13 protein-coding genes are annotated in these 11,534 nt (G+C 42.7%); 12 read left to right on the forward strand and 1 reads right to left on the reverse strand.

Features of this window, described 5'->3' with window-relative positions:
• Positions 1-36: 36 nt before the first annotated feature.
• On the forward strand, positions 37-762 hold the full coding sequence (locus NSQ99_RS03215) for a 3-ketoacyl-ACP reductase (RefSeq protein ID WP_251667000.1): 726 nt from the start codon (positions 37-39) through the stop codon (positions 760-762).
• Between the two features lie 92 nt (positions 763-854).
• Here NSQ99_RS03215 and bioB read toward each other — a convergent pair whose 3' ends face one another.
• Positions 855-1,850 carry a biotin synthase BioB gene (gene bioB / locus NSQ99_RS03220; RefSeq protein ID WP_340835007.1) on the reverse strand — a complete coding sequence of 332 codons (996 nt, stop codon included), beginning with the start codon at positions 1,848-1,850 and terminating at the stop codon, positions 855-857.
• A gap of 437 nt (positions 1,851-2,287) precedes the next feature.
• Between bioB and NSQ99_RS03225 the strand changes: the two genes are divergently transcribed.
• The 11 genes from NSQ99_RS03225 (at position 2,288) to NSQ99_RS03275 (ending at position 11,502) form a co-directional block, all read left to right on the forward strand.
• Positions 2,288-2,941 (forward strand): FusB/FusC family EF-G-binding protein, encoded by a 654-nt coding sequence (locus tag NSQ99_RS03225; protein WP_340835008.1) that lies wholly within the window; start codon positions 2,288-2,290, stop codon positions 2,939-2,941.
• A 91-nt stretch (positions 2,942-3,032) separates the two neighbouring features.
• Positions 3,033-3,704 carry a YdeI/OmpD-associated family protein gene (locus tag NSQ99_RS03230; protein ID WP_340835010.1) on the forward strand — a complete coding sequence of 224 codons (672 nt, stop codon included), beginning with the start codon at positions 3,033-3,035 and terminating at the stop codon, positions 3,702-3,704.
• A 136-nt stretch (positions 3,705-3,840) separates the two neighbouring features.
• Positions 3,841-5,163: a sensor histidine kinase gene (locus NSQ99_RS03235; RefSeq protein ID WP_340835012.1), complete on the forward strand. Its 1,323-nt coding sequence runs from the start codon at positions 3,841-3,843 to the stop codon at positions 5,161-5,163.
• A gap of 13 nt (positions 5,164-5,176) precedes the next feature.
• Positions 5,177-5,578 (forward strand): response regulator, encoded by a 402-nt coding sequence (locus NSQ99_RS03240; protein WP_340835013.1) that lies wholly within the window; start codon positions 5,177-5,179, stop codon positions 5,576-5,578.
• 78 nt (positions 5,579-5,656) lie between these two features.
• A complete protein-coding gene (locus NSQ99_RS03245; RefSeq protein ID WP_340835014.1) occupies positions 5,657-5,803 on the forward strand; it encodes a hypothetical protein in 147 nt (48 codons plus the stop codon).
• Between the two features lie 204 nt (positions 5,804-6,007).
• Positions 6,008-6,613, forward strand: a complete 606-nt coding sequence (locus tag NSQ99_RS03250) for a hypothetical protein (RefSeq protein WP_340835015.1) — start codon at positions 6,008-6,010, stop codon at positions 6,611-6,613.
• Between the two features lie 373 nt (positions 6,614-6,986).
• Positions 6,987-7,871 (forward strand): hypothetical protein, encoded by an 885-nt coding sequence (locus NSQ99_RS03255; RefSeq protein ID WP_340835016.1) that lies wholly within the window; start codon positions 6,987-6,989, stop codon positions 7,869-7,871.
• Positions 7,868-8,131 carry a PqqD family protein gene (locus tag NSQ99_RS03260; RefSeq protein WP_340835017.1) on the forward strand — a complete coding sequence of 88 codons (264 nt, stop codon included), beginning with the start codon at positions 7,868-7,870 and terminating at the stop codon, positions 8,129-8,131. The genes NSQ99_RS03255 and NSQ99_RS03260 overlap by 4 nt, the downstream gene beginning before the upstream one ends.
• Positions 8,128-8,598: a hypothetical protein gene (locus NSQ99_RS03265; RefSeq protein WP_340835018.1), complete on the forward strand. Its 471-nt coding sequence runs from the start codon at positions 8,128-8,130 to the stop codon at positions 8,596-8,598. Before NSQ99_RS03260 ends, NSQ99_RS03265 begins: the two co-directional genes overlap by 4 nt.
• On the forward strand, positions 8,595-10,292 hold the full coding sequence (locus NSQ99_RS03270; protein ID WP_340835019.1) for an ABC transporter ATP-binding protein: 1,698 nt from the start codon (positions 8,595-8,597) through the stop codon (positions 10,290-10,292). The genes NSQ99_RS03265 and NSQ99_RS03270 overlap by 4 nt, the downstream gene beginning before the upstream one ends.
• Complete coding sequence (locus NSQ99_RS03275) at positions 10,282-11,502, forward strand: nucleotidyltransferase domain-containing protein (protein WP_340835020.1); 1,221 nt, start codon at positions 10,282-10,284, stop codon at positions 11,500-11,502. The genes NSQ99_RS03270 and NSQ99_RS03275 overlap by 11 nt, the downstream gene beginning before the upstream one ends.
• The last annotated feature ends 32 nt before the right edge of the window (positions 11,503-11,534 follow it).

Consider the following 11,534-nt stretch of genomic DNA (forward strand, 5'->3'; position numbering starts at 1 on the left):
AATTAACGTTTACTTGATGGAAAGGGGCTGCTAGCTTTGGCACAATCATTAAAGGGTAAGGTAGCATTTATTACAGGAGCAGCAAGAGGAATTGGGAAAGCGACAGCTATCGCATTAGCGAAGGAAGGCGTAAACGTCGGATTAGTTGCTCGTACAGAGGATACTTTGAAGCAAGTTGCAGCAAGTCTAGAGGGCTTAGGTGTAAAGGTTGCTTATGCAGCGGCTGACGTTTCTTCCCAGCTACAGGTGGAAGCAGCTATCGCAGCTTTGACGAAGCAGCTCGGCAGTGCAGACATTCTAATTAACAATGCAGGTATCGCATCATTCGCGTCTGTTATGGAGATGGACCCTGAGCAGTGGAAAAGCATTATAGATACGAATGTACTCGGTACATACTATGTAACACGTGCGGTGCTGCCTCAGCTTATCGAAAAAAATGGTGGAGATATTATTAATATCGCTTCTACTAGTGGATTAAGCGGTGCCGCGACATCGAGTGCCTATAGCGCTTCAAAATTTGCGGTCATTGGCTTTACAGAATCGCTAGCACAGGAGGTTCGTCGTAACAACATCCGTGTTACAGCGTTGAATCCCAGCACAGTAGCGACAGATCTAGCGCTTGATCTTAGCTTAATTAAAGAAAACAATGATTCGAAATATATGCAGGCTGAAGACATTGCAGAGGTTATCGTACATCAATTGAAGCTAAACCCGCGTATTTACGTGAAGAATGCAACGATGATCGCAACGAATCCGTTCTAAACTAAGTCGACACAAATAAATTTATTAATCTCTTGCCCCTCGTGAGTGCTATTGGTCATTGATCCAATATACACCGCGAGGGGCTGTTATGTTTAAATCGCGTATTGCTCAATCTCAAATCCCAAGTCTTCAATGAACTGATAATCTGCTTGAATATCCTGACCCTCGGTCGTTAAGTAATCACCGACGAATAAGGAGTTTGCAGCGTATAGGGTAAGTGGCTGCAGCGAGCGTAGATTGACCTCGCGTCCGCCTGCCACTCTAATTTCCTTCGTTGGACAGATCAGTCGAAAGAGCGCGAGCACTTTTAGCGCCTTTAGAGGAAGGACAGGAGTTGCTTTCCCTAATGGAGTTCCCGGTATCGCATTTAAGAAATTAATAGGAATCGAGTCTGCATCCAGCGCTCGAAGTGCGAAGGCGAGCTCCACGATTTCCTGATCGGTCTCATTCATCCCAATAATGACACCAGAGCATGGCGACATGCCGGCCGACTTTGCTTTTTCCACCGTGTCAACTCGCTGGTCATAGGTATGAGTCGAAGTAATCGAAGGATAATTCGTTCTGCTTGTATTCAGATTATGATTGTAGCGGTGCACGCCTGCCTCGGCTAATCGCTCGGCTTGTCCTTCCTTCAAAATTCCAAGACATGCACAGATTTTAAGCGGCATCGTTTCACGAATTTCTTTAACCGCTTCTACGACTTGGTTCAGCTCTCGCTCAGTCGGCCCTCTTCCGGAAGCGACAATACAGTACGTACCTGCCTGACGCGCTAACGCCTCGCGTGCGCCGGCTAGCAAAGTATCCTTGTCGAGTAGGCTGTATTTTTCAATAGGAGCTGAAGATACAATCGACTGTGAGCAATACCCGCAATCCTCGGGACATAATCCACTCTTCGCATTAATGATCATATTCAGCTTCACCTTTTTTCCGAAATAATGCTTTCGTACGAGGAAGGAAGCCTGCATGAGAGGCAGCAGCTCATCATTGTCAGCTTCGAGAACAGCAAGTCCCTCCTCCATCGTTAAGCACTGTCCATCAATCGCCTTATCGGCTAGTGCATTCCACGAATTGTCTACAACAACACTCATTAAGCATCCTCCTACAAATTCTTTTCTATAATCGCATGATGCCTTATTATTGTTAACCATTATAATTAAATTTTTGGTTAACAATAGAATGATGTTATTCTAGCAAACGAGGAATAATTTGTAAAGATGGCTTGTACAAGAAAAAGATGCTGTAAGCGCAGCAATATCGAGGGATGCATTGGGTGGAGCGGTGCTGTTTAATTTTTGAACTTTAATTTCAATCATCATTCCGTTATAATATTTACATTCTACAGGAGTGGAGAGTGATACTGATGGCAATCAGAGATTGCCGGATTGGAAAAGCCTCATGCAAAGCCTAAATTAGGGGCGATACTTTGTGTGAGGGTGACCAATAACGTCGCCGGTTTTAGCAATTATCGTTATCTAATAATGGTTTTGCTCCTTGTAAACATCATACAAAGAAGGGGCTGACGTCCATGTGTAAACCATTTATTAGAAACTATCAATATAACGTCATCAAACAATCAGCAAATTCAGTCATTCAAGCATACCAAACGATTAACGATCCGAAGGTATTGGATAGCGTTCGTTTTAATGCACAAACTAAAGTGTTGGAGCAGTTTCCAGAAGTCACGGCTGAGCATAAAACGATGCTAGAGTCGATTGAGGCACTGAGATCACCGAATGACGTCCAAAAATATTTAACGGAGCTTGAGCCATTTCTTATGGAGTTCCCTGCCATTACGGAAAGCCAGCTTCGGAAGCTATTCAAGAAAAACAAGAAGCTTAAGCTGCCTGACCTTGAACAGATAGATTTCCGCTTTGTGACCTATATGAGCTGGATCGATATTTCGAGTAATAAAATGTTCCTCGTATATGAAAAGGATGGACAACATATAGGCATTGAAGGTAGATTTACTGAAACGAATAAGAAAAGCTATTGCTTCGCATGCAATCGTTATGAGAAATTGGTCTTATTCTCGGCAGTGTCCAAGAAACGTCCAGCACACGCTTCACAGGATTATTTCAAGTCAGTTGGCAATTATATATGCATAAATAGCGAAGATTGTAACCGCAACATCACCTCTGTTTCTACACTAGAAGCATACATTGAATCGGTGCAATCGTAGCTCTTATGCTCACCATCGTTACTTCAGAAGGCGGCCGAAACGGCCGCCTTTTGTTAGTCATTCAGGAAAGCTTAGAAGGGAATGGGTGCAAATGTCTAAAACAATCGTTGAAAAGCTGAATCTAAAAAAATATCAACGGACGGCCGTTTTATATACACCGGAAGGGGAGCATAGCTTAGATGAGCTTCACGATGCAGATCATGAGCTCACCAATGAACCTTACGATATGATATTCGCCTATGTGCTTGATATGAAATCGCTGCAGGAGCTCGTACATAAAGTCATCGAGCAAAGCAGTCTTAAGGCGGGCGGTTACTTATTCGCTGCCTATCCTAAGAAGGGCAATAAGGTCTATGCTACCTTTATACATAGAGATGAACTATTAGAAGGCTTAGGTGCAGGTGAGGATGGATATATTGGGACAAGCCATCTCAAATTTAGTCGTAGGGTTGGCATGAACGATGTGTTTACCGTTGTTGGACTTAAGCATGAGGCTAAGAAAGCAGCCAAAGCATCAGCTGCAGCAAAGCCTAGCCAACGTGTCGATGATTATACCGGTTTTATTCCGAATATAGAAGAGGATTTAATCGACGCACCTATTGAGCTAGCCTTCTATCAGTCGCTTACGCCAGGTTATCGCAAAAGCTGGGCCCGTTACGTGTACAGTACTGTACAGGAAGAGACGAGAGCTAAGCGCAGGAAAGAGATGATCGCAGTACTTTCACAGGGCTATAAAAGCATGGATCTCTATCGTCAGAGATAAGGAGAAGAGCGAAGAAACGGCATATGCCCATTCTTCGCTCTTACTCTTTTGACAACATTATTCACTGTTATAGTGAACATATCTTTTGTATACTGAAACATATTAGGTTTAGCTAGACCGAGGTGATGAGGCAGCAATGTACAATATTATGTTTCTCTTGCTATTCATAGGATTAACTTTTATTGGAATCTACTTAAGAATAAGAAACAATAAGAATCGACTAATGTTTTGGGTGGCCGCAGTTATTGTGTGCTGTGGGCTAGTTGGATTACAGGTCATTCTTGAGAAACAAATCATCCCAAGGCTCGACATGAGTACGGATTCTCTAGTACCTGCTATGCTGCTTTATATAACAGGTGCGCTCAATCTATTTATCAATACGTTTCCCTACTTTGCGATTCTCGTATTTTATTTGCTGTTTAATGGCTTTATGAGATACGATCGATGGTTAATAGGGGGCTTAAGCATCCCGATCTGGGTTACGCTATTTCTATCTTCAAATCTATCTAAAAATTACTTGGATACGACGTTTTTATCCTTTTGGGGATTAGCCTATACGATAGGTATTTTCAGTCTTGCAATCTTCTCTACCGTTATTGAAAAAGAACCTCATTACCGACTGCATCATTTTATCATCGCAATTATTTTTTGCATTCCAATCGCTGTTCTCAATGTGTTTCACTTTGCTTCGAGTGCTACAAGTGATCGCATTTTAATTGCAATTCCCTATATTTTAGTGCTATGCCTCATTATTATTTTGCTGCTCTATGTCCGTGGTGCCTTCCTAGGTATTAAGAAAAAGTCAATTCAGATGGTTCATATAAGTACGGTTCTTACGCATCATTCACTTAAGAACTCAATTGGCAAAGTTAAGCTTAATTCGCTCAACATTCGTAATAGCCTAGAGCAAAAACAATATGAACATATCGACAATTACGTTGGCAATTTGTTAGATATTCATGACACGATGATGCAGACCATGTCCAATATCTCAAAGGCAGTAAGCAATCAGCTCGTGTTGCAGAAGCAGGAGACGGATATGGCAGCTATTGTATCGGATGTTGTAAAGGGACTAAGAAGAGATTCAACCATTACAATCGACATCGATTGTCCTTCCGTTATCGTTGTTGTTGACCGTCTGTTGCTAACGGAATGTATTCAAAATATATGCAATAACGCGATTGAAGCGATAAAGGATGCTGGAACACTTCGCATCAAATTGCAGCAACGCAGAAAAAAGGTGCATTTAACGATTAGTGATTCGGGCTGTGGTATGGATCGATTACAGGTACACAATGTGTTTGAGCCGTTTTACTCTAGTAAACAACGGACTCGTAATCATTTTGGTCTAGGGATGTATCAAGCCAAAAAGGTTATTGACGCTCACAATGGAAAAATCGATATTAAAAGTGCGCGAGGCAAAGGAACAACAGTCACGGTGACGTTAAAAACAAAATGAGGGTGATCATACGTTGAGCCGAATAAAAGTATTATATGTCGAGGATGATCCAGATTGGCGTGAAGGAATACGCGTATTTCTTTCCAGCTATGCAGAATTTGAGTTGATAGCGTGTGTACCCACATTGAATGAATGCTTTGAGCAGCTGCAGGCTAATGCAGTAGATATTGTTATTATGGATATTGTTCTCGATGAATATGGGACCTCTGGCTTGGATGGTGCATTAGATTTATCCGTCCATTATCCGAATATAAAGATAATTATGCTTAGCTCACTGGATGAACACGATGATATATTCAATGAAGCATTTTTGAATGGGGCCTACGACTATGTATACAAAAGCGAATTTGAGCAGCTTCCTAATGTCATATCCGCAGCGATTAGCAATCAACAAACGAAATACGGAGAAAGATAAAAAAAACTAGTCTACGAAAAAAAGAAAAGCCTGCTTAGCGAGGGTGATATTATTGTGCTTAAGCTGCTGCTACTGAATATGACACAAACACAAATGGCAGAACAGCTGAATGTGAGCATTGCGGCTGTGAAAAAGCAGGTTGGACGCGTTAAACGAAAATTTAATTGGAATCGATCAAGCAAGGAGCTGGCAGATAAATGCCAAAAGTGGGGAGTTCTCGATTGAGCGCTGTTAGAGTGACTGCTGTTATCCAGGGATGACAGCAGTCTTTTTATGTTCAAAAGCAGGCTAGGGGGTAGACGCGTAATTGTCTACTTATGTAATCGCCTATTACCGATTATTATGGTTTACGTTGGTAATAAATTCAAAAGTGAACGTGAGATCAGGTAATAGGTAGGTGAGCGTGTCATCCATAACAAAATTAATGTATTGTACATCGAGGAAGATGAGCAATGGAGAGATGGGTTGAATGATTTTTTATCCGGTCATAAAGATATTAACTGGATATCGTATAACCCTGTAGCAGGTGAGGTTGCTGCGATGCTAGATCAATACCATATCCATGTCATCGTCATTGATACGATGCAGCATACAATCGATCGATCGGCACTCTATAACATGCTCGACGCACACCATATAGATCCAAACATAAAATACATCATGTTTACATCACTTGATCAGGCCGATGACATTTTCAATGAAGCGTTTTTGCATGAGGCTAATGAATATGTAAAAATGAGTGATTTTGATCAGCTGCCTCATATCATTCGTCAAGCAGCAGCCTGTCGTTCCTATACCTTTGGTGATCAATTACATACGCTTGTTCATGGGAGAAAGAAGCTCCTTGTGCAGGATGGCTATGGTCCATTACTTCACTTAATTGTAAAAGGGAAATCACAGCCGCAAATTGCAAGAGAGCTTTCGATGAGCACAGCCGCCATAGCAAAAAAAATTAACCAACTTCATCAGATGTTTAATTGGAAAGGCTCAATTCAGCAGTTGGCAGACAAGTGTGCAAAGTGGGGAATTCTCTAACAGCTATACCTCTACATGTAGGCATAACATGAGAGGTGTAGTTTTTTTATATTTAAAGCAGCAAGGGTAGACGTTAAATTGTCCACTATATAGGTGGAATCTAGCGAAATATAATAGGCATAGGGTAACTATTATAGTGCCTCCACTATGTAAAGCTATGGAGGGATCAAGATGAAAAAAGAGTATGAAAAGCCACAGATTGAGATTGAGGAGTACGAGCTAACCGATATTTGCTTCTTATCTGGTGGATTAGGTGATGGAGAAGACTTCTAAAGCAACATGAAGAGATGTTCATCATGAAAGGGAGCGGGGAAGTTGTCACCATCAACTTCCCGTTCTCTAATACAGTACATGATCGGAGGAGAGTACGTTCATGAAACGTGCTAATATCGCGGGTCTACATATTGAATACAGTATGGCTGACGCTGCTTTTTTTGATTATCGGCTGCGCAGCTATGTGAGTCATGACATAGCAGATAGGGATCTGTTGCTACGTACAACCGTTCATGAACATATCGATTCACCACATGGACAATTCATTAAACAGATTAAATCAGCAACGATTGTTCAAGCGCAGGATGGACATATTGCTAGATCCATTTTAGATCGGGAAACGGGTAAAATTGCCGCAGTTGTGAGAAGCAAGCCTGATTATTCTGAGGTGGAGATCCAATTATGGAAGCATAGAAGTCATCCCATCTTCACGCTAACAGATTACGAATATATGTACACCGGCTTTGCCTTTAAGGATAGATTAACTTATCTTGGCGGTGCTGTATTGCACGGATCTGCCATTGCAATGAACAATGCAGGCATTATTTTTTCTGCAAATAGCGGGGTAGGAAAATCTACACATGCGAATTTGTGGAAGCAATATTTCAAAGATGAAGTCACAATTGTGAATGACGATAAGCCAGCTATTCGCATGCTGAATGGCCTTCCATATATGTTCGGAACACCGTGGAGCGGAAAAACCGAACTGAATGCAAATGTTCAAGCTCCGCTTAAAGCGATTGTCTTCATAAAGCGCTCAGATCGCAACGATATTGAACGATTAAATACACGTGACAGTATATTTGCCTTATCGAGCCAAATCGAAAGACCTTATTATGACGGTCAACTAGGGGCGCAGACGCTTGATGTCATTGAGCAGCTGATCACAACGGTTCCTGTCTATCAATTACATTGCAACATCAGCTATGAGGCCGTTCAGGTCGTTTACAATAAAATCTTTGCTGAAAAGGAGATAACGATATGAAGCTGATCAGTGGATTTAGCTTGCGTACCATCGCAGATAGTAGAGTAGTCGTGCCAGTAGGAGAAACGACAATAAATTTTAAGGGAATGATCACCTTGAACGGGAGCGGTGCCTTCCTGTGGGAACAGCTTGGAACGGACAAAACCGAGACAGAACTCGTTCTAGCACTGCAGGATGAATACGAGATTGACGAGCAGACGGCTCTACTAGATGTAAAGCAATTTGTTGAGGTGCTTTCTCGAGCAGGCTTTTTACAATGACGTTGGATCGAAAGCTGACTAAGCTGGATTCGGAAAAGCTGCATCCCATTCTTCAATCGACATTAGAGCAGCAATGGGATATTTCATTGCCCGTAACGGGGAATAGTATGCAGCCCCTATGGATGCATAATCGAGATAGCGTAGTTCTAACATCATGTGACCCATACACGTTAAAAAAAGGTGATGTCGTCCTATACCGAAGAGCGACAGGTCAGATCGTTCTTCATCGAATCGTCAAGGTGAATGAGGAAAGCTATGATCTTTGTGGCGATGCGCAAGTGGACATTGAACGGGGTCTTCCCAAGCAACAGGTGTTAGCCGTAATGACAAGCTTTACTAGAAACGGCCGCCAATACAGTAATAAGCAGCTCAGCTACGTGCTTTATTCTGTGCTGTGGCATTTACTCAGGCCAGCAAGAAGGGTAGTCAGAAACGGGTATAGACGCTGGAGGAGACTTACCGCATGAACAAGGAGTCGAGATCAACAGCTCTTAACTGGACGTATCAATTTTCTAAGCCATATTTGTGGAGCATTTTACTTTTGTCGATCATTGGGAGTGCTGTTGCAGGTGGCTTTATTTTAATTGTCGTCGTATCTAGTTACATATTGGACATTGCAACAGGTGCTAAGGTTGGTGTGCTCACGTACTGGATTATTCTCTTATTCATCATGATCGTGCTGCTGGCCTTATTACAGGGACTTGCGAGTCATATGCGTACTCGAATTGCAGGCAAGCTGGAGATGAATTTACGACAGACACTTTTCATTAGATTAACCGAGAAGCAATATATGGAACGATCACAGCTGCACTCTGGTGATATGCTGCATCGACTATACAGTGACGTACAGCTTGTAGTAAATGGCGTCGTTCAGCTAATCCCTCAGTTCATATCGATGGCGACCAAGCTAATTGTTGGTTTTATTGTCATGGTGAGCATTAGCCCTATTTTTTCAGTAGCGATTGTCAGTGCTGGCGTCCTCATGTACACCATAGGTAGACTGTACCGCAAAAAGTATAAGGGGCTGCATAAAGCTTGCCAAAGCACCGAAGGGCATACTCGGTCCTTTCTTCAGGAATGCTTTGAAAATATTGTGCTTATAAAAAGCTATTGCAGGGAGCAGCTTATTCATCTCAAGCTGCAGGAGAAACAACAAACAAACTACAAGGCAAAACTAGCGCGCAATATGGTGACTATAGCGGCAACCTCCTCCTCCTACCTCATGTTATCTATCGGATACTTCGCAGTACTCGTTTGGGGTGCAATGCAGCTATCGGCAGGAAGTATAACTTTTGGGTCAATGCTTGCACTTTTACAAATGATCGATCAAGTTAAGGGGCCATTTCGTAATATGTCAGGCTTGGCGCCTCAATATTACGCGATGCTTGCCTCCGCTGAGAGGCTGCAGGAGCTAGAGCAGCTGAATGACGAGCCTAACCGTGATGTCATTAACCAGAGCTATATCTCCGCAGCTCATATGATTGAAGAGTTAGAGGCGATTGAGCTTGATCAAGTGAGCTATCGATATGGTCAAGCTAACGAAGTGTTACATCAAACCTCATTTACGATCAATAAGGGTGAATTTGTTGGAATTGCGGGTGCATCTGGAGCGGGAAAGAGCACGTTATTCAAGCTTATTCTTGGCTTCATTCAACCGGACTCAGGAGAGCTTCGCTTTAGAATGCGCAAGGGCAACGTGTTAAACAACATGGCAGCTCGCTTGTTGCTTGCTTATGTACCACAGATTCAGCTTATGTTTTCAGGTACAATTCGTGAAAATCTAACGATGTTTAACGAGGAAGCTACCGATACGGATATTAACGATGCTCTCAACATAGCATGTCTTTCAGAGGAAATAGCGGCCTTTCCTCATGGGTTGGATACGATGATAGGTGAGCACAATGTAGGGTTGTCCGAGGGACAAGCGCAAAGATTATCGATAGCAAGAGCTGTATTGTCGAAAGCTCCGATATTGCTGCTGGATGAGAGCACTTCAGCTCTGAATGAATCGCTAGAGAAAGAAGTGCTACGTCGACTTCGTACACTACAAGGTCGTACAGTCATCTTTATTTCTCATAGTACATTCGTTCTTAAAGGCTGTGATCGAGTGATCAGCTTAGATACGTTAAAACACGGAAAGGAGCTTGGCCATGGAGCATAACACCGTTTCATTTATTGCACTGCTATCCTCACATCTTAAGCAGAGCCAGATCCATCCTTCACATATGGAGCAGATCGACTACGAACGGCTTTATACGTTAGGGAAAATTCATTCTGTCAGTGGGATGCTTTATATGTCGCTTAAAGCGCAGCGACAGTTAGGCGACATACCGGAGAGTCTGGAGCAGGCATGGAAGCAAGACTTTGTCTCTACGATCTCAAGAGCCGCGTTGCAGCAGCAGGAGATGCAGAAAGTTATTGAATGCTTCAACAATCACCAGATGAAGCATGTTTTATTTAAAGGCTATGCGTTAAAGGACATCTATCCTACTCCAGATATGCGGACGATGGGGGACATTGATATTCTTATACAATCCTCGGATAGACAGAGAAGCCATGCCATGCTAGAGGCTATAGGCTACAAGGCAACCTATACGGCGGGAAATGTGTGGACATACGTGAGGGGCGCCGTTCAGCTCGAAATTCATGACCATCTCATTTCGCGCAACTTTAACGATCAAGCTGATTACAGAGACTACTATAACGATGCATGGAAGTATGCTGTTAAGAAGTCTCAGCAAGGCTTTACCTATCAATTTACAGAGAATGATCATCTCATTTATTTATTCGTACATATGGCGAAGCATTTTTACAGCACCGGCTGTGGCATTCGTATGTTTATGGATATCGCAGCCCTCATTCAGCGCGATCATAATCCATTGAATTGGCCCTATATTCAAGCTCAGCTGCGCATACTGAAGCTCGATATATTCGCTAATCATGTACTTGATCTATGCCAAAGATGGTTCGACGTCACTTTGCCCATAACAATATTGAAAATGAATGAGCGTTTCTATGAGCAAATCAGTGAATATATTTACTCAGCAGGTGTCTTTGGCTACTATCGGCGCGACGGATATGTAGCGATGCTTCGTACGCTCGGAGCAAAAAGGAAGCAGGAGCATACCGGTCTGCGTACAATCAGGACGTATTGGAGCATTTGCTTTCCGAGCTATCGAACATTAAGCGGCATGGCTGCATATTCCTTCTTGAAAAACCGACCACTGTTTTTGCCCTTGGCCTGGGGACTTCGAGCTGCGCGCAGCTTATTGTATAGATGGAAGCGCACATGGAGGCTGCTGCTTGGGGTTGTAACTAGTAAGAAGGAATATGATCGGCAGGATAAGCTGCTTGAGGAATTAGGATTATAGCTTTTAGCGTGTACATAACATATCGGGAGGAA

Source organism: Paenibacillus sp. FSL W7-1287 (assembly GCF_038004245.1).
Taxonomy (GTDB): Bacteria; Bacillota; Bacilli; order Paenibacillales; family Paenibacillaceae; genus Pristimantibacillus; species Pristimantibacillus camelliae.

Excerpts from the sequence above, each read along its gene's own strand:
- NSQ99_RS03225 (WP_340835008.1), top strand. The coding sequence starts at position 2,288 with ATGTGTAAACCATTTATTAGAAACTATCAATATAACGTCATCAAACAA.
- NSQ99_RS03265 (WP_340835018.1), top strand. The coding sequence starts at position 8,128 with ATGACGTTGGATCGAAAGCTGACTAAGCTGGATTCGGAAAAGCTGCAT.
- bioB (WP_340835007.1), bottom strand. The coding sequence starts at position 1,850 with ATGAGTGTTGTTGTAGACAATTCGTGGAATGCACTAGCCGATAAGGCG.
- NSQ99_RS03260 (WP_340835017.1), top strand. The coding sequence starts at position 7,868 with ATGAAGCTGATCAGTGGATTTAGCTTGCGTACCATCGCAGATAGTAGA.
- NSQ99_RS03230 (WP_340835010.1), top strand. The coding sequence starts at position 3,033 with ATGTCTAAAACAATCGTTGAAAAGCTGAATCTAAAAAAATATCAACGG.
- NSQ99_RS03255 (WP_340835016.1), top strand. The coding sequence starts at position 6,987 with ATGAAACGTGCTAATATCGCGGGTCTACATATTGAATACAGTATGGCT.
- NSQ99_RS03235 (WP_340835012.1), top strand. The coding sequence starts at position 3,841 with ATGTACAATATTATGTTTCTCTTGCTATTCATAGGATTAACTTTTATT.
- NSQ99_RS03245 (WP_340835014.1), top strand. The coding sequence starts at position 5,657 with ATGACACAAACACAAATGGCAGAACAGCTGAATGTGAGCATTGCGGCT.
- NSQ99_RS03275 (WP_340835020.1), top strand. The coding sequence starts at position 10,282 with ATGGAGCATAACACCGTTTCATTTATTGCACTGCTATCCTCACATCTT.
- NSQ99_RS03270 (WP_340835019.1), top strand. The coding sequence starts at position 8,595 with ATGAACAAGGAGTCGAGATCAACAGCTCTTAACTGGACGTATCAATTT.